Annotated in this window: 18 protein-coding genes; 4 read left to right on the top strand and 14 right to left on the bottom strand. The window is 39.7% G+C overall.

Annotated features, from left to right (window positions below; genetic code table 11):
- Window positions 1-14 precede the first annotated feature (14 nt).
- Together F0475_RS06390 and F0475_RS06385 are read right to left on the bottom strand one after the other, a co-directional pair.
- The gene (locus F0475_RS06390; RefSeq protein WP_155715967.1) at window positions 15-1,415 is read right to left on the bottom strand and encodes an SGNH/GDSL hydrolase family protein; all 1,401 of its coding nucleotides are present in this window, start codon (window positions 1,413-1,415) and stop codon (window positions 15-17) included.
- 57 nt (window positions 1,416-1,472) lie between these two features.
- On the bottom strand, window positions 1,473-2,099 hold the full coding sequence (locus F0475_RS06385) for a TetR/AcrR family transcriptional regulator (protein ID WP_155715966.1): 627 nt from the start codon (window positions 2,097-2,099) through the stop codon (window positions 1,473-1,475).
- A gap of 122 nt (window positions 2,100-2,221) precedes the next feature.
- On the opposite strand from F0475_RS06385, the gene F0475_RS06380 reads away from it, so the two are divergent.
- The gene (locus F0475_RS06380) at window positions 2,222-4,510 is read left to right on the top strand and encodes an NADP-dependent malic enzyme (RefSeq protein WP_155715965.1); all 2,289 of its coding nucleotides are present in this window, start codon (window positions 2,222-2,224) and stop codon (window positions 4,508-4,510) included.
- Window positions 4,511-5,077: 567 nt separating this feature from the next.
- On the opposite strand, the gene F0475_RS06375 is transcribed toward F0475_RS06380, so the two are convergent.
- From F0475_RS06375 to F0475_RS06360, 4 genes are read right to left on the bottom strand one after another with little or no spacing between them, the layout of a single operon-like run.
- Window positions 5,078-6,508 (bottom strand): sodium:solute symporter, encoded by a 1,431-nt coding sequence (locus F0475_RS06375; protein WP_155715964.1) that lies wholly within the window; start codon window positions 6,506-6,508, stop codon window positions 5,078-5,080.
- A gap of 41 nt (window positions 6,509-6,549) precedes the next feature.
- Window positions 6,550-7,524 (bottom strand): N-acetylmuramoyl-L-alanine amidase-like domain-containing protein, encoded by a 975-nt coding sequence (locus F0475_RS06370; protein ID WP_155715963.1) that lies wholly within the window; start codon window positions 7,522-7,524, stop codon window positions 6,550-6,552.
- Window positions 7,525-7,527: 3 nt separating this feature from the next.
- Window positions 7,528-8,715, bottom strand: coding sequence for a DUF4421 domain-containing protein (locus F0475_RS06365; RefSeq protein ID WP_155715962.1), 1,188 nt, complete (start codon window positions 8,713-8,715; stop codon window positions 7,528-7,530).
- Between the two features lie 42 nt (window positions 8,716-8,757).
- Window positions 8,758-9,741, bottom strand: a complete 984-nt coding sequence (locus F0475_RS06360) for a Gfo/Idh/MocA family protein (RefSeq protein ID WP_009434137.1) — start codon at window positions 9,739-9,741, stop codon at window positions 8,758-8,760.
- Between the two features lie 110 nt (window positions 9,742-9,851).
- Here F0475_RS06360 and yihA point away from each other — a divergent pair, with 110 nt between their 5' ends.
- The gene (gene yihA / locus F0475_RS06355) at window positions 9,852-10,451 is read left to right on the top strand and encodes a ribosome biogenesis GTP-binding protein YihA/YsxC (protein ID WP_155715961.1); all 600 of its coding nucleotides are present in this window, start codon (window positions 9,852-9,854) and stop codon (window positions 10,449-10,451) included.
- An 11-nt stretch (window positions 10,452-10,462) separates the two neighbouring features.
- On the top strand, window positions 10,463-12,253 hold the full coding sequence (abc-f, locus tag F0475_RS06350; protein WP_155715960.1) for a ribosomal protection-like ABC-F family protein: 1,791 nt from the start codon (window positions 10,463-10,465) through the stop codon (window positions 12,251-12,253).
- 342 nt (window positions 12,254-12,595) lie between these two features.
- Here abc-f and tsaA read toward each other — a convergent pair whose 3' ends face one another.
- Entirely contained in the window at window positions 12,596-13,261 is a 666-nt protein-coding gene (gene tsaA, locus F0475_RS06345) for a tRNA (N6-threonylcarbamoyladenosine(37)-N6)-methyltransferase TrmO (RefSeq protein ID WP_317163197.1), read from the bottom strand.
- Between the two features lie 85 nt (window positions 13,262-13,346).
- Between tsaA and F0475_RS06340 the strand changes: the two genes are divergently transcribed.
- The gene (locus F0475_RS06340; RefSeq protein ID WP_155715958.1) at window positions 13,347-15,332 is read left to right on the top strand and encodes an OPT family oligopeptide transporter; all 1,986 of its coding nucleotides are present in this window, start codon (window positions 13,347-13,349) and stop codon (window positions 15,330-15,332) included.
- Between the two features lie 115 nt (window positions 15,333-15,447).
- On the opposite strand, the gene F0475_RS06335 is transcribed toward F0475_RS06340, so the two are convergent.
- The 7 genes from F0475_RS06335 to gcvPB all read right to left on the bottom strand — a co-directional run bounded on the left by F0475_RS06335 (window position 15,448) and on the right by gcvPB (window position 25,546).
- On the bottom strand, window positions 15,448-16,182 hold the full coding sequence (locus F0475_RS06335; protein WP_009434046.1) for a YebC/PmpR family DNA-binding transcriptional regulator: 735 nt from the start codon (window positions 16,180-16,182) through the stop codon (window positions 15,448-15,450).
- Window positions 16,183-16,194: 12 nt separating this feature from the next.
- A complete protein-coding gene (gene pheT, locus F0475_RS06330; protein ID WP_155715957.1) occupies window positions 16,195-18,663 on the bottom strand; it encodes a phenylalanine--tRNA ligase subunit beta in 2,469 nt (822 codons plus the stop codon).
- An 851-nt stretch (window positions 18,664-19,514) separates the two neighbouring features.
- Window positions 19,515-20,225, bottom strand: a complete 711-nt coding sequence (locus F0475_RS06325; protein ID WP_155715956.1) for a LytR/AlgR family response regulator transcription factor — start codon at window positions 20,223-20,225, stop codon at window positions 19,515-19,517.
- Window positions 20,200-21,279: a sensor histidine kinase gene (locus F0475_RS06320; protein WP_155715955.1), complete on the bottom strand. Its 1,080-nt coding sequence runs from the start codon at window positions 21,277-21,279 to the stop codon at window positions 20,200-20,202. Before F0475_RS06320 ends, F0475_RS06325 begins: the two co-directional genes overlap by 26 nt.
- A gap of 255 nt (window positions 21,280-21,534) precedes the next feature.
- Window positions 21,535-22,137 carry a riboflavin synthase gene (locus tag F0475_RS06315; protein WP_155715954.1) on the bottom strand — a complete coding sequence of 201 codons (603 nt, stop codon included), beginning with the start codon at window positions 22,135-22,137 and terminating at the stop codon, window positions 21,535-21,537.
- 493 nt (window positions 22,138-22,630) lie between these two features.
- Window positions 22,631-23,998, bottom strand: coding sequence for a dihydrolipoyl dehydrogenase (gene lpdA, locus F0475_RS06310; RefSeq protein WP_155715953.1), 1,368 nt, complete (start codon window positions 23,996-23,998; stop codon window positions 22,631-22,633).
- 57 nt (window positions 23,999-24,055) lie between these two features.
- Entirely contained in the window at window positions 24,056-25,546 is a 1,491-nt protein-coding gene (gene gcvPB / locus F0475_RS06305; RefSeq protein ID WP_155715952.1) for an aminomethyl-transferring glycine dehydrogenase subunit GcvPB, read from the bottom strand.
- Window positions 25,547-25,570: the final 24 nt, after the last annotated feature.

Here is a 25,570-nt window from a genome sequence, read left to right as displayed (position 1 = left end):
TATACTTTGGATTATTATTTCTGTATAAGTTTCATCTTTCTTGCGTAGTTGTTCTGACCAGCAACTATTGACTTGAAGATGCGTGGTGCAACATACTTACCACCCTTAAAATTAATATGAACATAGTCTTTAGAACCCATATTCTTCTCATCAACAAGGCGCATCATCGTGCCAGGACCACCCATTGCTTTATAGAGACTATAGAAAGCAACTTTACAATCGGAAGCCATTTGGTCTTGATAACCAACAAGCATCTTGACTCCCTCCATTGTACCATCAGGTGAAGACTTCGAACCTCTATCTGGCGCACCTATCACAAGTATACTTGCTGTTGGGAAACACTTATGGAAGAGTTGTATGACACTTTTCATCTTAGAGGTATATGTTTGTAGCTCTCTTTCCTTAGATGCAGGAGTGATGGCATTGGCTCCAAATTGGAAGACAATGAGATCATAAGGACGAACTTGAGCAAACTGACGTAGTGTGGTCTCTGGTAGTTTTGATAAGGATAGCCCGTTAGAACCACGCATACTAAAGTTGTCAAGAACTATACCTCCATTGCCTTCTTGTGCTGTAGCAAAGAGAGTTGCATTAGTACCTGAAATATCTATAGAAGCATGAGAGGTTGCTCCGTTGAATCTTACCATCTGAACATTAGGAGAAGGTGAAACCTGTTCGGTAGTAGACTTACCTCCATCAATATGGAAAGTTACACTAGCACCATTCTTCGCACGTAGGTAAAGCTGTGTTGTACTCCACTTTTCAGTTCGTGGATATTCATGAGCCATGAAAGGGGCAAGAGTAATGTTTGCACGTCCAGAAAGAGGATAATAACGTTCCGCCATACCTGCTTGAAGAACATCATAAGAATCAGGCTTCTTCACTAAATGTTCTGTTAGTCCAGTGAACTTCTGAGTTGTTGTATGCTTGTATTGATTAAGGTCATTACCTGCATCTAACCATCCAACGCCTTCTCCACCATAATACTTCTGGAGTTCCTCACGAAGGTCTGCCAAGAGAATATCTCCTTCTATAAAAGAGTCGCCAAAGTAAGCTATACGAACAGGACGACCTAAGTTCTTCTTCTCCTTCAGTGCTGTTAATTGCTCATAGAAGTGCTCCATACCACCTGGCTTACCTTCAGAATAGTCGACGATACGTTCTGTTCCTTTTGGCCACTGCTCTTTGAAGTTAATGACTTTTCCATCTTTCTCCAAAGCAAGGGTTGTAGAAGGAGTTTTAGGAGCAGGAATTACATCTTTCAGCTCTTTCTTCTGCCGTGATAAATCACTTAAAATATCAATTTCTCTCAGTTCTGTATCCCCTATCTTGAATGTTGGTAGGAAATGAAGTAACAAGAGAAAGACTACTACTAAGCATGTTAATAGTAGCGTTTTATATGTGTTAGTCTTCATCTTAATTATCTTTTAATGGAAGTTATCCTTACTATATCTTTATTGGTAAAGGCAGTATTAGCTTTCAGAGAAGTATTGATCCAATAGCTTAATACCCTTATCTGTGCAGACACCTCTAACAAACAACATGATCATAATACGACTTAATTCCTTCATATCATACTTTTTAAAGAGGCAGTTATTCATAACAAACTGCTCTGAAGCAAATGAAAGTTCACGAACTATATCATAGTTTACATGCTCAAGGAAATAGCCTTCATTCTTACCTCTTTCTATAAAGTCCACCATCTCTGCCTCTCTGTTTTCATGCAATTTCCTCACATAGCTTAACAGATTGGGATATTTCTGAAGGTCTTCAAAGAAGAGAGGGTTAATCGTGATAAACTCTGATGTTCGCTCCCTATAGACCTCAAGAATAATGTTGATAACGTTCATACCAGGCTTATCAAACTCTATAACCTGTTGGCGTTCTATATCTGCCCTACGCTGTAAAACTTCAAAGAGTAAGTCCTCCTTCGTCTCGTAAATCTCATATAATGTACGCTTTGATATCTTTAAATCACTAGCTATATCATCCATCTTAACTTGTTTAATTCCATGTTGATGGAATAATGTAGCAGCAATCTTAAGAATCTTCCCCTTTAGCTTCTGTCGATAGACAGTCTCATTATTTGTATTTTGCATTAATAGTTTCAATTTTCTGCAAAATTACAAAAAACTTTGGGAATGGTATCTGCTTTTTAGGTAGTTTTATTATCTTTGTGGCTACGTATAAAATAATTCACGAGAAAAAATTATATAAGATTATGGTCAAGGTAACAAAAGAGGCCGCTTTGGAATACCATCATAACGGTCGTCCAGGAAAGATTGAAGTTAAACCAACAAAGCCCTATAGCACACAGACTGATTTAAGTTTGGCTTATTCACCAGGTGTAGCATATCCTTGTTTGGAGATACAGCAGAACCCTGATGACGTGTATAAATATACTACTAAAGGCAATCTAGTAGCTGTTATTAGTAATGGTACAGCCGTTCTTGGTTTAGGTAATATAGGTGCTATGAGTGGCAAGCCTGTTATGGAAGGTAAAGGTTTGTTATTCAAGATATATGGTGGTGTTGATGTATTCGACATAGAGGTTAACGAGCAAGACCCGGATAAGTTCTGCGAAGCTGTAGAAAAGATTGCACCTACCTTTGGTGGTATTAATCTTGAAGACATTAAGGCACCAGAGTGCTTTGCTATCGAGGAGCGATTGAAGCGCACACTAGATATCCCTGTAATGCACGACGACCAACATGGTACTGCAATCATCTCTGCTGCTGGTTTGAAGAATGCCTTAGAGGTAGCTGGTAAAGATATTAGCAAGGTCAAACTCGTAGTGAATGGTGCTGGTGCCGCAGCTATCTCATGTACGAAGATGTACGTAGCATTGGGTGTTAAGAAAGAGAATATCGTAATGCTAGATTCTAAGGGTGTCATCACTTCTGATCGTGAGAAGCTCACACCACAGAAAGCATTGTTCGCTACTGATCGCCGTGATGTCCACACATTGGAAGAAGCTATCAAAGGCGCTGATGTATTCGTTGGACTATCAAAGGGTAACATACTTTCACAGGATATGATTCGTTCTATGAACGAGAAACCTATCGTATTTGCTCTTGCCAATCCAGTACCAGAGATTTCATACGATGACGCTATTGCTGCTCGCCCAGACGTAATCATGTCAACGGGTCGATCAGATTATCCCAACCAGATTAACAACGTAATTGGTTTCCCTTACATCTTCCGTGGAGCATTGGACGTACATGCGAAGGCTATCAACGAAGAGATGAAGATGGCGGCCGTACATGCTATTGCCGACCTAGCTAAGCAAACGGTACCAGACGTTGTGAATGAGGTTTATCATGTAAACGACCTCACCTTTGGTCCTAAGTATTTCATCCCGAAGCCAGTCGATCCACGACTGATTACTGAGGTAAGTGCTGCCGTAGCTAAGGCTGCCATGGATAGCGGCGTAGCCCGCACGCCAATCAAGGACTTCGATGCCTACAAGCAGCACCTGCGCCAGATGCTAGGGCAAGAGACAAAGCTCACCCGCTCACTCCACGCAACAGCTGCTCAACACCCACAGCGCATTGTCTTTGCCGAAGGTGGTCACCCCACGATGATGAAGGCAGCTGTACAAGCAAAGCAAGAAGGCATTTGCGTACCTATCCTTTTAGGTAATCAAGACCGCTTGAATCGTGTGGCGAATCGCCTGAAGTTGGACATTAGTGACATAGAAATCATTGATATGCGTGCCGATAAGGAGCAAGGTCACCGCGCCACTTACGCCAAGCATTTAGCCGAGAAGCGTGCCCGTGAGGGATACACCTTCGAGGAGGCATACGATAAGATGTATGAGCGCAATTACTATGGTATGTCAATGGTTGAGAATGGTGATGCCGATGCGTTTATTACGGGTCTATACACCAAATACAGCAATACGATTAAGGTTGCCAAGGAAGTTATCGGAATCCGTCCCGAGTATAAACACTTCGGAACAATGCATATTCTGAATACAAAGAAGGGGGTATTCTACATCGCAGATACCTTGATCAACCGCCATCCAGATAGTGATGTCCTAACTGATGTGGCACGTTTGGCAGCCCATTCCGTTAAGTTCTTCAATGACGAGCCAGCTATTGCAATGCTCTCATTCTCTAACTTCGGCTCAGATAATGGAGGCTCTCCAGAGCAGGTGCGTGAGGCTGTTGCAAAGTTGCAAGCCGAGTGTCCAGACCTCACTATCGATGGTGAGATGCAAGTTAACTTCGCTTTGAACAAGGAGCTACGTGACGAGAAATTCCCATTCACACGCCTAAAAGGTAAGGATGTTAACACGCTCGTGTTCCCTGACTTGTCATCGGCTAATAGCGGTTACAAACTCCTGCAGGCGTTAAGCCCAGAGGCAGAAGTCATTGGTCCGATTCAGATGGGATTGAACAAGCCAATCCACTTTACCGACTTCGAGAGTTCCGTTCGTGACATCGTGAACATCACAGCTGTTGCCGCTATTGATGCATACGTGGAGAAGTTGAAGAAGAATAAGTAATCTGTTTTCAATCACATATTAATAAAGCTCAGACTTGCATAAGTCTGGGCTTTATTCGTTTAGTGCTATATACTGTTCATACGCTTTAAAATATCCCCTCAGTAACCTACTCGCTTATTTGCAATCATATACTAAACCTATAGACTTAACCCTATGCACGCTCTTTGACTAATAGGTTTCCGCTTTCTTTCTCACCCGTTCCAGCTTTCTTTCTCACGTGTTCTAGCATTCTGTCTCACGTGTCTTGCGTCTTTGTGTTCCGTGCCTTTTCTTATTATCACCATGGTGATAATATTTCCTCACCACGGTGATAATATTTCTTCACCACGGTGATAATATATTCTCACCACGGTGAAACTATTGTGTCACCATGGTGAAACTAACTTTATATACGTGTGTAAATGATGCTCAACACGTGAGAAAGAGATGCGCAACACGTGATAAAGGAAAGGGGAACAGGTGGAAAACGATTCGCAAACAGGTGAGAAAAACTGGGCAAACCTGTTAGAACGAATCAGATATAATAAGTATTCGGAAGATATTACTATGAGTTCACGCTCGTAAGTGCTATTTCTTAGAAAGAAGATGAGCCTTATTCACCCACAAGCCTACATAAGTTAGGAGTCCATTCAACATCAGTAGTTCGTAGCCAAACTTATATCCTGTAGCGTTAGAAACAATCATGTCTAAGGCAAAACATAGGAGTGGACTGGCAATAGCGATAAATGGGACATAGCGATCATTCACCTTGCGTTTCGTTGAAAGCCCAAAGGCGAAAAGACCTAAGAGTGGTCCGTAAGTGTAAGAGACGATTGTATAGACTGCATCTATCAGACTCGTGGAATTGACATAACGGAAGATGAGGATAAACAACACGAACACAACGGATACACCGAGGTGAGACCACTTGCGCAACCGCTCGTCCTTGCGTTGGTTACAGATATCGACACAGAAGGTTGTAGTTAGGGCTGTAAGGGCAGAATCAGCACTGGAGAAACAGGCTGCGACAATACCAATCGTAAACAAAATTAAGACCCATGTACCTAATTGACCGCCTGCTATGACTTGTAACATCAAATCGTCTGATACTGCTGGGAGAGCTTGCCCCACCCGTTGGTAATACATCATCAATAAGATTCCCAGGGCTAAGAACAGGAGATTGACGGGGGCGAATGCAAAGCCATAACTGCACATATCCTTTTGTGCCTCACGCAAAGTCTTACAAGTAAGATTCTTTTGCATCATGTCCTGATCAAGTCCAGTCATCACAATGACGATGAAGATACCGCTAAGGAACTGCTTCCAAAAGTTCTGTGTTGATACCCAATCATCTAATACAAAGATGCGCGAATGGCTATCTGTTGCGATGGCTTGCACGGTTTGGGGGAGATTCAATCCGAGTACATCCACTACCTTATATATTATGAGCAACAGAGCAAGAAGCATACAAAGTGTTTGAAAGGTATCTGTTAGTACTAACGTTCGTATTCCGCCCCTCCGTGTATAGAGCCATATCAATGCAACCAACACCACAACGGTTACGGGAAACGGAATGGCGTATTTGTCGAGAACGAATTGCTGGAGTATCATGCAGACAACATAGAAGCGAACGGCTGCACTTGCCATCTTTGACAAGAGGAAGAAGGCTGCGCCCGTCTTGTAACTCCTATTGCCGAGACGGGTTTGCAAATAAGTATAGATGGTTGTCAGGCGTAGACGATAATAAACGGGTAATAGTAGATAAGCCACGACGAAGTAACCCACGATAAAGCCCAAACAGGTTTGCATATAGGTCATATCACTTGTGAGTGTCATTCCCGGAACACTTACAAAAGTCACGCCCGAGATACTAGCACCTATCATACCAAACGCCACCAAATACCATGGAGACTTACCATTGGCACGAAAGAAAGTCTCGTTATCGGCTTTGCGCCCTGTAAGCAGACTGATGAGTAAGAGTATGCAGAAGTAGACTGCAATCGTAGCAATTATAATCATGATGTAGATAAAGAGAGAAGATGAGTTCCCGTGTGTTCCGTTTATTTGATTCTAGCAACACGAATACCGATATTCGATGCTCGTGACGTCATATACTGATAGAAAGTTTCAGTAGGTTCCACCACCCTATTGCCGTTCTTCTTAAGACTGGAGGCGTTCATGAGATGGAGTCCGTCCTCATGCCAAACGGCAAAGCCGAGATGAGTTGTATCGAGTTCCCGCTTGTTAGTCACGATAGCTATGATATCGCCATCATGGATAATCTCTCGCAACTCATTGTTATTATTCAGTAAGGCTGTAGGGATATAGCGCACCTTTGTTCCGTTACTAGCATCTTCTAATTTCTTGAGTTCAGCCACACGCCTCGGGTTATTCTTTAGCATATCATACGCCTTTGCGTTAAGGCTCATATAGTTTATTTTCAATGTTTGTACCGCTGTAAAAGGTGGGTTAGGCGTGTTTATCTCTTTGACAAATCCCATGCGCTCATTGTCTTCCAACCACCAGTGGAAATAGTGAAGACGGTTCACATAACTCATCTTACCGCCACGATAACGAATCAATTCCAGTTGATGTACGTAATCAGAGAACTTATGCTTGCCTCGCTCAGCACATAGCGTTAGAGCCGTCACAGCCTCAACATAAGTGGTGCAATCTAAGCCATGTAAATTGACGACAAGACTTTCCTCATCATTCTTATCCAATGTGTGCGCAACGTAAGGAACACCTATAAACTTGCGGGCTATCGTGAGGATAAGTTCCTCATGTGATAGACTATGCCTTTGTGCAGCCATATCCCGTAAGATACCACATACCAACGCACTGTCTGCTTTAGAATAAGAATCTATATAAGCAGGTAAGGCGTCTTTGTTCGCATGATGTTCGGCACTTACTGAACTATCTTCTATCTTTTCAGCCACTGCCCCCTGCTGTTTATGCTTATTCTCTATTGTCTTAGCTCCACATGCAGTCAATACTATGAGAAACAAACCAATTATGCTATACTTCTGCTTCATCACTTATCCTTTCTGTTCTTGATAACCTTCCTTCTTCTTCGCCTTCCTCTTTCCAAAGTTAAAGCCTACATAGAGATTGACACTACCAAAGAAGTTATTTGTTGAGAAGTTACTACGCCTGTAATTGTAAGCATGGAGTATCATGCTCATACCTGCATACCACTTACTATTGTTCCATACAAGCCCAAAACGCCCGATACCATCTATGTTGATATTATTGAACTTAAAGTCACTGATGGAGAAACGCTTATGTGTCACGTCACCCGAGCTCTGCTTGTAAGCCAGTGCAACAGACAACGAACTAGCAAGAAGCCAGTTGTGGGCGAAGACCCAATTATAAGCATAGCCACCACTAACAGATATATCCGTGTACTTTATCTTATCGAACATCAAAGTGCTATCCACCGCAACGCTCCCTCCTAGACGATTAGCGACAAGGTTGTTTAGCTCCTTCCAATCAACCTCGAGCGTATGTCTTGTGTAACCGATACCTAATAACGGACTACCCGCAGAGCGACGTTGTATGGTGCTTTGACTGAAGGCTGCAGGATAAGAGAAACGGCGGTGATTAAAGATATAATAGATATTGAAACCTTTGATACTTGAGGTTAATCCATCAAAGCCAGCCCCCTTTATGGGGTCGGTATTAATAGTCTCACCAAGATAGAGTTGCCGTATCTTATAATCGTTACCAGTCCTTCTGTAATAGATGTCAATGCCTAGCATCGAACTATACAAACTTAAATCATATTCCTGCCTGCGCTTATCATTAATCTTGCGTAGTAAATGCGTGATATCGACAGTATAACCTAGGAATATCCACCGCCAACCGAAGTAAGGTCCAATGCGGATATTAGCCTCTGGAGCAAAGGTAATACTTTGCCCTTTATCGCTCGCTATACGATACACCTCGTAAGTGTTCGTATTCTGCAACATCGTTGTGAAGTTGTATCGCTGTGGCTCAATATAGCTTGTATCTATGTCATTGAACTTATAGCCAGTCTTTCTCTTCTTGTGGTACTCCGCCTTATTCCTATAAGCACTAGAATCTACCCGCATCCAGCGTATCGTGTCAAGTGTGTGTTCCAGGTTACCAACCGCCTTTGTAGAAGTATGTGCATTCGCTATCCCAATTCCCATGAAGAACAAGAGGAATGACAACAAAACACAACGATTAATAAGCTGATTCATTGATAACACGGATTTGAATAATATGTAAATGTAGTAAGGCTTCTATATCTTACCAAGAATACGATCTATCACCCAGTTCGTTGGGGTCGCACTGATACTTGTACAATCGCAAGAGCCATATCCCTGCATATCTTCTATGACGGACTTAATAATTGGTAACTGAACGTAAGGCGGATTAGCCACTTCTATATCCTTTTCGCCCTCACTTGTACAGAGGTGGATGGGTGTATATGTATAGACGGAGAACGACAGACGTCCCTTTGTCCCATAAACCTCAATATGATCCTCACGCGCACTCTCATGAGCAACAAAGCACCAAGCACCACTTCCTGTAAGACCATTCTCGAAACGGAAGACAGCATTTACAGTGTCTTCAACATCATAAAGTCCGGCTCTATTAGCTGTATAGCCATGCGCCTTAACAATAACACCAAAGAAGTTCTGAAGCAAGTCTAACTGGTGGGGAGCTAAGTCGTAAAAGTATCCACCACCAGAGATATTCGACTGTAATCGCCACGGATGTTGCACATTGCTCTTATAATCCAGGTCACGCGGTGGAACGGCAAAGCGTACTTGCACGGTTAGGATATTTCCGATTGTACCATTATCTATTATCTCCTTTACCTTTTGAAAGTATGGAAGATAACGGCGGTAATAAGCAACAAAGCAAGGAACATTCGTCTGTTCTGATATACGATTGATACGAACACAATCCTCGTAAGATGCAGCCAATGGCTTCTCTATGTAACAAGGCTTACCAGCACGCATTGCCATGATAGCGAATGTGGCATGGGCAGCAGGTGGCGTCGCAATATATACGGCATTCACATCAGGATCATCAACTAACTCCTGCGCATCTGTATACCATTTTCTAATATTATGGCGTTCGGCATAAGAGCGTGCCTTCAGTTCGCTACGACTAAAGACAGCTACTACATGTGAGCCCATAACCTCATTAAACGCAGGTCCTGACTTCTTCTCTGTGACCTCCCCACAGCCTATAAAACCCCAATTGATTTGCTTCATTGCTCTTTGCTTTTCTGCAAAATTACTAAAAAACTATCAACTAACCAGCCCTAGCTCTTAAGTTTTTAGTATCTTTGCAACATAGGGTACACAATTACACATAAATCGGAATGATAATTAAGAAATCAGAATTTACTATATCATCGCCTAGTTTATCAAAATGTCCTGATGATACTAAAGCAGAATATGCATTTATCGGACGCTCTAATGTTGGTAAATCAAGTCTTATAAATATGTTATGCAACCATAAAGGATTGGCTAAGACATCAGCTAAACCTGGTAAGACTTTACTCATCAACCACTTCATCATTAATAATGAATGGTATTTGGTTGACCTCCCTGGTTATGGCTATGCTAAGAACTCTAAGACGGTACGTAACAAGCTGGAGCAGATGATAGCGCAATACATTCTACAGCGCAAACAACTGGTCAATGTGTTTGTTCTCATTGATATTCGACATGAGCAGCAGAAGATAGACCGTGAGTTTGTCGATTGGTTGGGAGAGAGCAATATTCCCTTCTCTATCATCTTCACTAAGGCTGACAAGCTATCTCCTGCAAAGGCTAAGTCTAACGCATTACTATGGATGAAGAAGTTACAAGACAGATGGGAAGTCTTGCCTCCTTACTTCATCACCTCATCAGAAGACAAGACTGGGCGAGACGAAGTACTTGATTATATTGACCAGATAAACGCAACACTGGAATAACCCCTAAATACATGGCACAGATACCTTACCTTGATGTCCAAAACTTAACAAAGAGCTTTGGAGCACAGGTTCTTTTCAAAGATATTTCATTTTCGATAGCTGAAGGGCAACACATAGGATTAGTAGCACAGAATGGTACGGGTAAGTCTACCCTATTATCTATTCTAATTGGAAAAGAAAGCTATGATACTGGTTCTATTATCTATCGCAATGACTTACGTGTAGGACTTCTAGAACAGAGCCCGAAGTTTGATCCCGAAGAGAGTGTGCTAGACGCCTGCTTTAACCATGAGGGAAATCCAGAAAGATTATTGAAGGCAAAGCAAATTCTCACAATGCTAAAGCTCACTAATCTTGACCAACCAATGGGACAATTAAGTGGCGGACAGCAGAAGCGTGTAGCACTAGCGAATGTTCTTATCCTCGAGCCAGACTTTCTCATTCTTGACGAGCCGACGAACCATTTAGATTTAGAGATGATTGAATGGCTTGAAGGTTATCTATCACGTGGCAATAAAACAATCTTTATGGTTACACACGATCGCTATTTCCTTGACAATGTGTGTAACACGATACTTGAATTAGACAATAACACGATCTACACCTATCGAGGTAATTATTCTTATTACTTAGAGAAAAGACAAGAACGTATTGATAATACACGTGCTGAGATAGCACGTGCCAATAACCTTTATCGCACAGAGTTAGAATGGATGCGTCGTATGCCACAAGCACGTGGTCATAAAGCGCGCTATCGAGAAGAGGCCTTCTATGAGTTAGAAGCAAAAGCCAAACAACGCATAGAAGAACGACAAGTAAGACTAAAGTCCTCTAACGTTTATATAGGTAGTAAGATCTTCGAATGCCAATACGTATCGAAGAAGTTTGATGAGAAAGTTATCCTCAACGACTTCTATTATAACTTTGCCCGATTTGAGAAGATGGGTATCGTGGGAAATAATGGAACAGGCAAGTCGACTTTCATTAAGATGCTTCTTGGAAAGGTAGCTCCCGATAGCGGACGATTTGATATTGGAGAGACCGTGCGCTTTGGTTATTTCTCACAGGAAGGATTAAAGTTCCGAGACGATCAGAAGGTTATTGACATCATCACGGATATAGCCGATTACATTGATATGGGAGGCGGTAAACACATGACTGCTTCTCAATTCTTAAATTACTTCCTCTTCTCTCCTGAAGAGCAGCATAATTACGTTTACAAACTATCTGGTGGAGAGAAACGTAAGCTATATCTCTGTACAGTACTCATGAAGAATCCTAACTTCCTCGTACTGGACGAGCCAACTAACGACTTAGATATTCAAACCTTACAGATTCTAGAAGAGTATTTGCAAGACTTCCCCGGCTGTGTTATAGTAGTTTCACACGACCGCTATTTTATGGATAAAGTCGTTGATCATTTGCTCGTATTCAAAGGTGAAGGAGAAATACAAGACTTCCCTGGTAACTACACGCAATACAGAGATTATCAGAAGATGAAATCCAAAGAAGATAATCAAACAAAGCCCGTAAAGAATACAAAACAGGTTAATTCTGAACCTAAGAACAATTCTTCGATAAATGGGAAGCGCAAGATGACCTTCAAAGAGAAACGAGAATACGAACAAATATCAGAGAAGATCAATCAACTAGAAACAGAACAGAAACAACTAGAAGAAGAACTTTGCTCTGGTAATCTCTCAGTAGAAGAATTAACCGAAAAGAGTAAACGATTGCCAATATTAAAAGATGAACTCGATGAGTTAGAACTTAGATGGCTAGAACTTTCGGAGTTAGTTTAACCCGTTTGAGTACAAGTGAAGTTCTTTTATCACACAGGTTATCATTAAATTATTGAAAGCTTTTTCTTACGAAAGAGCTTTCTTTTTTATATATCAGATAATCAGGTAGTTACATATTCACAATAGCTTCCTCCAAAAAGGTACTATCGTTTTCGAGAAAAAATACTATCGTTTTCATTGAAAAGTAGTATCGTTTTCAGGAAAAGATACTATCGCTTTATTCAAAACATATATACATTTCGATTGTACTTATTCTATTAGTATCGTCTATCCTATATTTGACGTCAGAATGATGTACTATCGGGACATCATTTTCATTACAATTTATGTAACCCTTTACCATTAAGAACGCACACGAATAACATTAAGTAAGCCTTCTGATACACGGAAGAATACTTCTTTTCCTCCAAAAGGCATTATATAAACACGCTCTGGATTGTGTTGATATTGTGGACGAGGATCTTGCGCAAGGACTTCCTTTAAGGCAGAAAGTTCCTCGACTCCAAACTTAGCTGCTATCTCATCAGGAATATAAACCGAAAGTTTCTGCCACTCCTTCTTGTCCGTAAAGCCACCTTTAGCCTCTGGATGACTATCGACATACGGAATATAAGGCTTTATGTCATATATGGGCGTACCATCCATAAGGTCGGCACCTATAACTTCAATTTCACTTTCGGTGATTTGCTTAATAAGAACAGAAGATAAACCAAGTCCGTTAGGGCGGAAAGGTGCCCTAGTAGCAAAGACACCCAAACGCTTATTCCCTCCTAATCGTGGTGGGCGAACAGTAAACTTGATTTCATTAGACGAAGGATTAGCAGAAAATCCCCATATCAACCACAAGTAATCGAAATCTTCTAAGCCACGTAAGGCTTCTTCTCTTTGATATTTCTTTTCAAAGACAATACGCCCCACAAGATTATGGGCTAATCCGCTCTGTCTAGGTATCCCAAACTTTGAAGTTAAAGGAGAACGGAAGAAGGCTATAGGTTCTATTTCTTTCACAGTTGCAAAGTTAATATTTTGCTTTTTATTAGGCATTAAATAAACGATTTTATTTATCTTTGCAAACAAATAATACTATTAAACAATGGAAAATAAAACAGAACAAAGTATTGAAATTCCTGAGAATGCTTTCAGAGAATTGAAGGAAGGTGAGGAGTATCACCCTATCATGTCTCCTCAACAAACTTACAGAGAAGTAAGCCCATGGTCTATCACTTGGGGTATCCTAATGACAGTATTATTCTCCGCAGCCGCAGCTTACTTAGGTTTGAAAGTTGGACAAGTATTTGAGGCAGCTATACCAATCGCTATTATTGCTATTGGATTGTCCTCTGCCACTAAACGTAAGAATGCACTTGGCGAGAATGTTATCATCCAAAGTATTGGTGCTTGTTCAGGAGCCGTTGTTGCGGGTGGAATCTTTGTCATGCCAGCTATCTATATGTTAGACTTGCAAGCTGACTTCCTAAAGATTTTCATTGCAGCGGCACTGGGCGGTGTATTAGGAATCTTATTCTTAATTCCCTTTCGCAAGTACTTTGTTAAAGATCAACATGGCAAGTATCCTTTCCCTGAAGCAACAGCTACAACACAAGTCCTTGTCAGTGGTGAGAAAGGTGGAAGCCAGGCAAAACCATTACTTCTTGCAGGACTCGTTGGTGGTTTATACGATTTCATTGTAGCAACATTTGGTTTCTGGAACGAAAACGTAACAAGCAGAATGATTGGTTTTGGTGAAACAATCGCAGAGAAAGCAAAACTAGTATTCAAAGTAAATACAGGAGCTGCTGTACTCGGACTTGGTTATATCATCGGACTAAAGTATGCTTTCATCATTTGTTTAGGTTCACTGGCTGTATGGTGGCTTATTGTTCCTGGTATGGCTCTCCTATTCCCTGACACAGTATTGAATCAGTGGGATCCAACCATTACAACAGCTGTTGGTCAGATGGCACCTGAAGTTATCTTCAAGTCTTACGCACGTTCTATTGGTATTGGTGGTATTGCTATGTCAGGTATCATTGGTATAGTGAAATCATGGGGAATCATCAAGAGTGCTGTTGGATTAGCAGCCAAAGAGATGAAAGGTAAAGGAGGCAATCAGTCAGAGGTTCTTCGCACACAAAGAGACATATCCTTCAAGATTATAGCCTTCGGAAGTATTGCAACGCTGATTATCACCTTCTTGTTCTTTTACTTCGGAGTAATGAACTTTAACCTGCTCCATGCTGTTGTTGGTATTATTCTTGTGACCATCATAGCTTTCCTCTTCACCACTGTTGCCGCTAATGCCATTGCTATTGTAGGAAGCAATCCTGTTTCTGGTATGACATTAATGACACTTATCTTAGCCTCAGTAGTCATGGTTGCTGTAGGTTTGAAAGGTAACGCAGGTATGTTAGCAGCACTTCTCATGGGTGGCGTTGTTTGTACAGCCTTATCAATGGCGGGATCTTTTATAACAGACTTAAAGATTGGTTATTGGCTAGGAACAACTCCAAAGAAACAAGAAACATGGAAGTTCCTCGGCACTATAATTTCTGCAGCAACCGTTGCAGGTGTGATGATTGTCTTAGATAAAACTTATGGTTTCAATTCGGGTAAGTTAGCTGCTCCACAAGCGAATGCTATGGCAGCCGTCATCAAACCATTGATGAGTGGTCAAGGTGCACCTTGGGTTCTCTATGCTATTGGAGCTGTGATAGCTTTAGTCTTAGACCGCTGCAAGGTTCCTGCTCTAGCTTTTGCCTTGGGTATGTTTATTCCTCTTGAGCTGAACATTCCTTTGTTAGTTGGTGGTGCTATCAATTGGTATGTGACAACTCGTTCTAAGAGTGAAACCATCAACAAGGCTAGAGGTGAGAAGGGAACATTGATTGCTTCAGGATTCATTGCTGGTGGAGCATTGATGGGAGTCGTTTCTGCCTTACTGAAGTTTGGTGGTATTGAGTTCCAATACGGTACATGGTGGGAGAATCATCTATCAGAGCTCCTTTCACTCATTGCTTACATTGTACTCATTCTCTACTTTATCGCTGCAACGAAACTAAGTAAGAAAGAGTTAGAATAAATCCTAATTCACACTGATTGTACATAAAGCCAATTACAATCAGTATGAAAACAAAAGAGGATATGTCTGAATGACATATCCTCTTTTATTATATACATATTATATAAGGTGAATCTTACTCCTCTTCTGCAGGCTTCATATTAGTGTACACATTCTGTACATCGTCAAACTCTTCAAGTCGTTCCACCATCTTATCTATAGTTTCACGCTGTTCAGGAGTAACATCTTTCAAGTCGTTTGGTATACGTGTAAACTCTGCTGAAGTTATCTCGAAACCATTATCCTCTAAATGTTTCTGAATGTCACCGAAGCTAGTTGGCTCACCATAGATGGTAATCTCATTCTCTTCTTCATCTTCATCAAACTCATCATCAACTCCATAGTCAATCAAGTCGAGGATCAATTCTTCCATATCTAAGCCGTCCTTCTTTTTGAATGAGAATACTGCTTTGTGATCGAAGAGGAAGCTCAAAGAACCTTGAGTACCCAAGTTGCCATTGAACTTATTGAATACGGAACGAACATCGGCAACGGTACGTGTAGTATTGTCGGTCAATGTGTCAACAAACACTGCAATACCATGAGGACCATAACCCTCATAAGGAACCTCCTTATAATCACTTTGATCCTTACCCATTGCGTTCTTGATAGCTCGCTGGATATTATCCTTTGGCATATTCTCACGCTTACATGTAGCGATAATTGCACGAAGACGAGGATTGTTTTCAGGCTCTGGTCCACCTGCCTTTACAGCAATAGCGATTTCCTTACCTAACTTTGTAAATGTGCGAGCCATGTGGCCCCATCTCTTGAGCTTTGTAGCTTTGCGATATTCAAATGCTCTACCCATTGGATTTTCTTATTAACGGAGTTCTGCTCCTAGTTTATTTGTTAAATTCTTAATTAATTTCTGCATGATAGCATCGATAGCCTTATCGTTGAGCGTCTTTGTCTCATCCTGAAGAATGAAGTTGACAGCGTAGCTCTTCTTGCCTTCTGGTAAGTTCTTACCCTGATAAACATCGAAGAGTTCCACACGCTTCAACTGTTTCTTATCTGTCTGACGTGCTATCTCTTCTATCTGAGCAAACTCTACATTATTATCAACCAATAATGCAAGGTCGCGACTTACTGCAGGGTACTTAGAAATCTCGTGGAACTGCAACTTATTCTTACGAGTTGCTTTCATCAAGCCAGTCCAATCAAGTTCTGCATAATAAACCTTCTGCTCTATATCAAAACTCTTCAGAACCTTATGATTAACGATTCCCATTTCTACCAACGCCTTGCCTGCACGTGTCTTCAAGACAAGTGCCTTATCGAAAGCATTATTGTCCGAATTAGTACAAACCAACAAACCTTGTGGTACACCTATACGGCGAAGGATATTTTCAACATAAGCCTTCAACTCATAGAAAGAACTATCCTCGTCTGGATGTGTCCATGATCCTTGAATATGTTTACCTGTTACCCATAAGGCAATGTGATGATCTTGTACATAAGCCTTTACTGGGCTTTCTTCAGACCATTTCTCCTTATCGTACTTATAGACATTGCCCACCTCAAAGAAGCGGAGGTTCTGTGCTTTACGATTAACGTTACGAACAATGCTCTCCAAACCACCAAAGAGTAAGGTCTGACGCATTACCCCCAAGTCAGCTGATAGTGGATTCATCACCTTTACTGTTTCTTCCCAAGGATAAGCATTAAAACCAGTCTCCTCATAGTAAGAAGCCTTAGTTAAAGAGTTGTTCATAATCTCTAAGAAGCCCTCGCCTACAAGCTGCTCACCAATGATATTCTCCTTATGGTACTCTTTATCAGCATCCTCTGCTATCGTCAACGAAGACTTCAATGTGGTTGGGATCTCTACATTATTATATCCATAGATACGAAGTATATCCTCTACAACATCACAAGGACGCTGAACATCCACACGATAAGCTGGAACCAATAAATCTAAACCTTCTGCATCTTCCTTCACCACCTTCATCTCAAGGCTTTCGGCAATTCGCTTAATAACATCATTGCCAAGTTTCTTACCAATGAGGCGATCACAATACTCGTAATTTAAACGAACTGGGAAGTCGGACATCTTTGTAGGATACTCATCACGAATCTCCATACTGATCTTGCCTCCTGCCAATTCTTTACAAAGAATAGCTGCTTGCTTGAGTGCATAGATAACGCCATTTGGATCAATGCCACGCTCAAAACGGAAGCTAGCATCAGTAGATAACCCATGACGACGAGCACTCTTACGTATCCATGTTGGATGGAAGTAAGCACTCTCTAATACCACATTACGAGTGGTCTCATAAGTTCCACTACCCTTTCCACCAAAGACACCAGCAATACACATCGGCTCTTCCTCATTACAAATGGCAAGGTCATGCTCACCTAGAATGTGCTCCTCACCATCGAGCGTAACGAACTTCTTTCCCTCGTTATTGTCTTTTACAATGATATGGTGCCCCTTCACCATGTCTGCATCAAAGCAGTGCATTGGCTGACCATACGCCATCATGATATAATTAGTAATGTCTACGATGTTATTGATGGGTCGCAAACCAATGACATTCAACTTATCTTTCAACCATTGTGGGCTTTCCTTAACCTCGCAATCGGTAATACTCAAACAAGCATAGCGACGGCATGCCTCGGGATTCTCAATAGTTACCTCGATTGGAAGATCATGATTATCAACTACAAAGGCATCACAATTAGGACGATGAAGCGATGTCTTATAGCCGTTCTGTGTGAGCCAAGCATAGAGATCACGAGCCACACCATAATGACTAAGAGCATCGGCACGGTTAGCAGTGATATCTATATCAATTAGCCAGTCGCTATCCAAATGATAATACTCTGCAGCAGGCTGACCTACTGGTGCATCTTCTGGTAAAACTATTATTCCATCGTGAGCTGTACCGACACCTATTTCGTCCTCCGCACAGATCATGCCAAGACTTTCAACGCCACGCAGCTTACTCTTCTTAATTGCAAATTCCTTGTCGCCATCATAGAGCACACAACCGAGATCAGCTACAATAACCTTCTGTCCTGCAGCTACATTGGGAGCGCCACAAACAATTTGCTGTGGTTCCCCTTTGCCTAAGTCTACGGTTGTAACGTGAAGATGATCTGAATTAGGGTGCGCCTCACAAGTCAATACTTTACCAACAAAGAGACCCTTGAGTCCGCCACGTATCGTTTCAACCTCTTCCAATGCGTCAACTTCCAAACCAGTAGATGTCAGCGCGTCCGCCGTCTCCTGTGGAGTAAGGTCAAAGTCAACGTATTCCTTTAGCCATTTGTATGAAATCTTCATTATCTAGATATATTGTTTATTCCAAAAATACATGCAAAATTACTAAAAAATTAAGATATGGCAAAGGGATGACTGAAAAAAGCCACCAAAGTAAGAGGATTCTACCCGTAAGCAACATCCATACTTAATAAGCAGAAGCATCCACACTATTCTATGAAATGGGTAAGAACATAGTCTACTCTAAATGATTTTTTATTACAGATAAAGATAATAAAAGTAACTTTCTTAACTATCAAAAGGATTACGAAAGTGCAACAGAACACATGATTAGGAGACAAAAGAACTTCAAAATAAAATACGTTCATATAGTAACATATTGTCCTCTATTAAATTATAACAGATACTTGAGAGAATCAATTACCACTCTATTCTCTAATCAACTAAAATTTAGTTGACTTCTAACTTTGAGTACTATTAACGTTTAACTTAAAGTACGGGGGACGTTTAACTTAAAGTATAATCAAGGTTTAACTTAAAGTACAAACGACCTCTAACTTAAAGTACAAACCAGTATGAGATATAACTTCAAAAGATATTAGATATAAATAGAACAAGAAAATTAATTTATCCTATCAATCAAGTATTTATAACCTATTTGTTTTACTTTTACTATAATAAAGAAATGATATTCATTTAGAACCTATTTACTCTTCAACTTTAACCCTTGAAATGACACAACGTAGGCTGGAATATTAGTGATAGTTATTGAATATAGTGTAATAAATAATGAACAATTACACATTTAAATAGGAAACGAATCACCTCCTAAATAAAGAGTTTATATAACGCTAATAACATAAAAAAAGGTAGTTAGGAAAAACCTAACTACCTTCTATATATAGGATGACAAATTACAAAGTATGTCCATCTAAGAAATCCTGTAACTTACTCTTATAACTATCAGATATTGGAAGAACAGCATTACCAATAACGACACGAAGACGATCGACTCCGTCAATATTCTTCATGTGTACAATGTAAGATCTATGAATACGCATGAATTCTGGTCGAGGCAGAGACTCCTCTATCTTCTTCATATTCATAAGGCTCATGATAGGCTCATGATTACCTGTGAGATATATCCTTACATAATCTTTCAAGCCTTCTATGTAAAGAATATCGTCAAACATGATTTTAACTAACTTATAATCACTCTTTACAAAGATGAAACGATCACCGGAAGCGTTCTCTGACTGATGAAGACTATTGAACCAATCTAACGCACGATTAGCTCCTGCCAAGAAATCATCATAGCTAATAGGCTTCATTAAATAGTCAACAGCATTAGCTTTGTAACCCTCTATGGCATATTGACTGAATGCTGTTGTAAATATTATTTTGGTTTCTTTTGGTAGAATCCTAGCAAACTCTAACCCACTTAGTTCGGGCATTTGAATATCTAAGAAAATAAGGTCTACCTTATTTTCACGAATACACTTTATCCCTTCTACAGCACTATTAAATACTCCAACCAGATTTAAAAATAGAGTCTTCTTCGCATAGCTAGCTAATAAACCTGCTGCTAATGGCTCATCATCAATGATTATACAGTTTAGTGTCATAGATAATTATTTTAGACGAATATATGTTCATTTTACTATCGTATTTCTTTTTCCATTGATACTTACCTGGGTAAGCTAACTCTAAACGACGTTCAACTTGTTTAAGCCCTATACCATGTCCACTTCTTTCTTCTTTAGTCTTCGGATGATGACTGTTCTCTATAGCAAAAACTATACGTTCGTCATTCGCATCCAATAAAATGTGAATAAAGTTCTTATGACTAGGACTGATCCCATGCTTAAACGCATTCTCAAGAAGTGATATAAATATCATTGGAGCAACTTGTATATTACAAGGCTCTGGAAGGTTGCACTCTCGTTTGATATCAACATTATCAGGTAAACGAATCATCATTAACTCAATATAGTTGTTCAAAAATTCTACCTCCTCCTTCAAACTTACGTAGGGTTGCTGATAATCATAAAGTATATGGCGCAACATCTTTGAAAGATCAATGATTGCTTTCTGCGCTTTCTCCGTATCAAAAGCTGTAAGCGCATAGATGTTATTCATTGTGTTAAGTAAGAAGTGTGGGTTCACCTGCTGTCGAAGATTAATTAGTTCAGCTTTTGTCATTGCAGTTTCAGCTTCTCTCTTCTCTTCTTCAGCCTTTGACCAGCGTTGCGCCATAAATACAGATGTTGCCGCACCTGCACATATACTAAGATTAAAGATATTGCGAGTAATAAAGAAAAGATGTGGGTTTATGTTTTCTTCCTCATTCTGTAATAACAATTGATAGGAGAATGATATAATATATCGTTCCGTACCTGTATAGTACAACCACTCATGTTGTGCTACGGACAAAAATAAGATGAGAATAACATTATAAATCCAGAATTCTCTCTCATCTCCTTTTAACAACTTTGGAGCAAAAACGAAATAATTGACGTAGGCTACTATCATCATTGACAATGGAACAATATACTGATATAAGCTCTCTTGCCATGAAAATAAACCAAAAGGTGAGTATATGATAGGCACGAGGAACAATGGAAGCCAAAGTACTATCTGACTCCAAAACACCTTTGATGTATAAATTTGTTTCCTCATTATTACTACTTATTGATCGTATCTATCACAAATTCGCAAACAAAGATAATAAAACTTTCTGTAAAAAAAATGTATTATCTGAATATGTGAGTTTATTTTACATTAATCATCTTGAATGTCTATACTAAAACCACGTAATTAACTAATTTTTATATTATAAGACCTTATTCATACAAAAAACGCATGCCAAAAGACATGCGTTTTTAGACTAAATAACTTGTTTGTTATTTTGATAAATGATATTGTATGCGACTATCATTCATAGTGCTGAAGTCTTGCAATATATTTACCGATTATATCAAACTCAATATTAACGATTGAGCCAAGTTTTATATCCGCAAAGTTCGTATTTTCCTTTGTGTATGGTATAATCGCTACTTTAAAACTATTATCAGTAGGATTACAAACGGTGAGAGACACTCCATTTACTGTTATTGAACCTTTATCTACAGCGAAATAACCTCTTTGAGCCATTTCACGATTAAGGGGATACTCAAAAGTATAGTATGTACTCCCATCAGCATCCTCCATGTTGATACATTTAGCAGTTTGATCTACATGACCTTGCACGATGTGACCATCTAAACGTCCATTCATCATCATTGAACGCTCAATATTAACCCTATCCCCTACTTTAAGTAAGCCCAGATTTGAACGCTCAAGTGTTTCTTTCATCGCTGTAACAGTATATGTTTCGTTTTCAAAACGAACTACTGTGAGACATACTCCATTATGAGCTATACTTTGGTCTATCTTTAATTCATTTGTAAATGAACAACGAAAAGTAAAATGGATATTTTCCTGTTCGTGTTCTATATGAACCAATTGAGCCATCTCTTCTACAATTCCTGAGAACATATAATTAATTCCTTTCTTTTCTCCTTTAGAGGATAGTAGTTAGTGCTTATGTCATCTGCCATATAATATAAGGACAACTATCTTTCACATGGAGCTTTTAAGATTTAGTTAATAAATTAGACACATATAAAAAGGTGAGACTCCTATGTAGGAATCTCACCTCAATTCCCTCATCTTGTATAGTTGGGAAATGGAAGAGTCGTATCGATGATGTGATGAAAAGTCCGAGTATCAATGATAAGAGAGCTCCTCGTCTTTGTAATCCACTGACCTTGCGGCTTAGTCGCATAATGCGATTTATGTGGCCCGCCATTAACAAAAGAAGTCATCTCGGGTTTTCTAATTTATTTGATGACTATCCCAATCGAATCGATACGACTAAATCTGTATCCTTTCGGTGTGCAAAGTTAGTATAAAGTTCCTGATCATCCAAACAATTTGTAATTAAATTGTTTATATCTTTATAGGACTTACACTTAATAAACCTCTTATTTCAACCGATTAATGTATCTTGTAATATTTCACTAAGGGTTGGATGAATATGAATAATATCACATATTTCGTCTAATGTAGTATCACGATTCATTAGAGCAGAGAGCTCTTGTATGAGATCTGCAGAATGACTTCCATAAGCATGTCCACCAAGGATTAGACCATCTTCTCCAATCAGGATTTTAATCAAACCTTCCGTCTCATTCATACTTAGCGCTTTACCATTTGATCGATAGAAACCTTTTCGTATTGTATACTTAATACCAGCTTCTTTACATTGTTCTTCCGTCTTACCCACACACGCAGCCTCTGGATAAGTGAAGATTGCAGAAGGCATTATTTCAAGACGAATATTATCCTGCTTACTTAAAATATGATTAACAGCACGGAATCCTTGGAAAATAGCTGCATGCGCTAACATCTGACGAGCATTTACATCTCCAATAGCATAAACGCCCTTAATGTTGGTTTCCATGTTCTTATCAACAGGGATTCCTTTGAGAGAATATTCTATATTTGTTGAATCTAGCCCAATATCCATCACATTAGGTTGTCTACCAGTAGCTATAAGGACTAGGTCTGCCTCTAATTTAATCTCTTTATCTTTTTTATTAAATACAACAACTGTATCCACATTATCCTCCTCTGTTGGAGGAATAACTTTTTCAACAGCACTTTGCATATAGAATGTTACTCCTCGCTTCTCTAGCATTTTCCTTAGACGTTTTGCAATATCACTATCTATCATAGGAAGACACTCCTTCATGTATTCTACAACAACCACCTGACATCCGAAAGCAGCAAATGCTGAAGCGAACTCCATACCAATAACTCCTGCACCTATAATAACAAGTCGTTTGGGGAGTTCGTCAATAGAAAGAAGTTCTGTAGAAGTGACAACTGAACGCTTAAGCGTAGGACTATTTAAATAATCTTCTCTATTAATAAAAGGTGGCAGCTTTGCTTGAGATCCAGTTGCTATAATAATATTCTTTGCTTCTATTTTCCTGTCACCGACTTCAACAATATGATCAGAAACGAAATGTGCTTCACCTTTTATTAAATTGATATTTGACTGATTAAGTAATATATTTATCCCCTCCCTTAACTGGTTAAGTACCCCATTCTTTCTTTCCATCACTTTCACAAAATCAAGTGAAGGAAGAGTGTCAAAAGAAGAAAGAGCTGCTATACGAACCTCTGCATCATGTGCAAGACATTTAGTAGGAATACATCCTGCGTTAAGACATGTTCCTCCTAGTTGATCTTTTTCGATAATAGTTACATGTAAACCATTCTTAGCAGCGTAAGAAGCGGTTCGGTAACCGCCAGGTCCCGAACCGATAATCAATAAATCTGTTTTATCCATATAAATCCTTATTAAATAGATTTATTATATTCAATATAGACTTTTCACAAACACAAATTAAGATTCTTCACCCTTATCATTAACTAGCTGTAGATAGGTCAAGATAGGATGTTTTGCTGCAAGGACATCATCCACTCGCCCAATAGGAGTATTGTGCGGAGCCTCTTTCAAAAGTTCTGGACTCTCTATTGCTTCCTTAGCTATGATATGCATTGTCTTAATGAATCCATCTATGGTTTCTTTACTTTCATTCTCTGTTGGTTCAATCATCATGGCCTCATGGAATAAGAGAGGGAAGTAAATTGTAGGAGCATGATAACCATAATCCAAAAGACGTTTAGCAACATCCATCGTCGTTATTCCCGTACTCTTATCTTTTAATCCATCAAACACAAATTCATGTTTACAGAGCATATCTATAGGAAGCTCATAATCATCTTTCAGGCTTTCTTTTATGTAATTAGCATTTAATGTCGCCAATAAGCCTACTTCCTTTATATGATTCTTTCCTAAAGTAAGTATATATGTATAGGCACGAAGAATAACAAGGAAATTACCTAAATAACCTCCAATATGGATATTACCAAGAGATTCCTCTTCGTCCAACTTTGATTCTGCTATATAAAAACCCTCATCGCTTTTACATACGTGAGGCTTAGGAAGGAATGGTATTAACTTCTCACAAACACCGACAGGACCAGAGCCTGGACCACCGCCTCCATGAGGAGTCGAGAATGTTTTGTGAAGGTTAAGATGGATAACATCAAATCCCATATCGCCTGGACGCGCTATTCCTAACAATGGATTAAGGTTAGCACCATCATAATATAATAATCCTCCACAATCATGCACTAGTTGTGCTATTTCGGGAATATCCTTTTCAAATAAACCAAGAGTATTGGGATTCGTCATCATCATACCAGCAATATCATCTCCCAATAGTTTCTTAAGATCATCAAGATCGACGAGTCCATTCTCTGTACTTTTCACTTCAACGACTTCAAGACCACATATAGCTGCAGAAGCAGGATTTGTTCCATGAGCAGAATCCGGTACTATAACTTTTTTGCGCTTAGTATCTCCACGTTGAAGATGATAGGAAGAAATAATCATCAATCCCGTTAATTCACCATGAGCACCTGCATAAGGGTTGAGCGTTACATCAGCCATACCCGTAATTGATGCTAATGCACGCTGAATATTATATTCAATTTCCAAAGCACCTTGCACCGTTTCAATAGGTTGACGAGGATGAAGTCCTGTAAAGGAAGGCATTGCGACAATTTCTTCATTAATCGTTGGATTATACTTCATTGTACAAGAGCCAAGAGGATAGAACCCGTTATCCACTCCGAAGTTATTTCCACTATGATTTGTATAATGTCTAACTACTGTGAGTTCGTCACATTCAGGAAGTTCTGCATCCTTTTCCCGTTTACATGATGATGGCAAATTATAACTTCCAAAAATATTTTCTGGTAAACTATAAGCACGTCTACCAGGATGAGACAACTCAAATATTAGATTGCCATATAACTTATTATTCATTGCAACTTATGATTTAGACATTAT

This window comes from Prevotella vespertina, from assembly GCF_009728485.1.
GTDB lineage: Bacteria > Bacteroidota > Bacteroidia > Bacteroidales > Bacteroidaceae > Prevotella > Prevotella vespertina.
This window is presented reverse-complemented; position numbering and strand designations above follow the sequence as displayed.

What these genes read in the sequence shown, in the direction of transcription:
- F0475_RS06390 (WP_155715967.1), bottom strand. Translation starts at nt 1,415, where the DNA reads ATGAAGACTAACACATATAAAACGCTACTATTAACATGCTTAGTAGTA.
- F0475_RS06385 (WP_155715966.1), bottom strand. Translation starts at nt 2,099, where the DNA reads ATGCAAAATACAAATAATGAGACTGTCTATCGACAGAAGCTAAAGGGG.
- F0475_RS06380 (WP_155715965.1), top strand. Translation starts at nt 2,222, where the DNA reads ATGGTCAAGGTAACAAAAGAGGCCGCTTTGGAATACCATCATAACGGT.
- F0475_RS06375 (WP_155715964.1), bottom strand. Translation starts at nt 6,508, where the DNA reads ATGATTATAATTGCTACGATTGCAGTCTACTTCTGCATACTCTTACTC.
- F0475_RS06370 (WP_155715963.1), bottom strand. Translation starts at nt 7,524, where the DNA reads ATGAAGCAGAAGTATAGCATAATTGGTTTGTTTCTCATAGTATTGACT.
- F0475_RS06365 (WP_155715962.1), bottom strand. Translation starts at nt 8,715, where the DNA reads ATGAATCAGCTTATTAATCGTTGTGTTTTGTTGTCATTCCTCTTGTTC.
- F0475_RS06360 (WP_009434137.1), bottom strand. Translation starts at nt 9,741, where the DNA reads ATGAAGCAAATCAATTGGGGTTTTATAGGCTGTGGGGAGGTCACAGAG.
- yihA (WP_155715961.1), top strand. Translation starts at nt 9,852, where the DNA reads ATGATAATTAAGAAATCAGAATTTACTATATCATCGCCTAGTTTATCA.
- abc-f (WP_155715960.1), top strand. Translation starts at nt 10,463, where the DNA reads ATGGCACAGATACCTTACCTTGATGTCCAAAACTTAACAAAGAGCTTT.
- F0475_RS06340 (WP_155715958.1), top strand. Translation starts at nt 13,347, where the DNA reads ATGGAAAATAAAACAGAACAAAGTATTGAAATTCCTGAGAATGCTTTC.
- F0475_RS06335 (WP_009434046.1), bottom strand. Translation starts at nt 16,182, where the DNA reads ATGGGTAGAGCATTTGAATATCGCAAAGCTACAAAGCTCAAGAGATGG.
- pheT (WP_155715957.1), bottom strand. Translation starts at nt 18,663, where the DNA reads ATGAAGATTTCATACAAATGGCTAAAGGAATACGTTGACTTTGACCTT.
- F0475_RS06325 (WP_155715956.1), bottom strand. Translation starts at nt 20,225, where the DNA reads ATGACACTAAACTGTATAATCATTGATGATGAGCCATTAGCAGCAGGT.
- F0475_RS06320 (WP_155715955.1), bottom strand. Translation starts at nt 21,279, where the DNA reads ATGAGGAAACAAATTTATACATCAAAGGTGTTTTGGAGTCAGATAGTA.
- F0475_RS06315 (WP_155715954.1), bottom strand. Translation starts at nt 22,137, where the DNA reads ATGTTCTCAGGAATTGTAGAAGAGATGGCTCAATTGGTTCATATAGAA.
- lpdA (WP_155715953.1), bottom strand. Translation starts at nt 23,998, where the DNA reads ATGGATAAAACAGATTTATTGATTATCGGTTCGGGACCTGGCGGTTAC.
- gcvPB (WP_155715952.1), bottom strand. Translation starts at nt 25,546, where the DNA reads ATGAATAATAAGTTATATGGCAATCTAATATTTGAGTTGTCTCATCCT.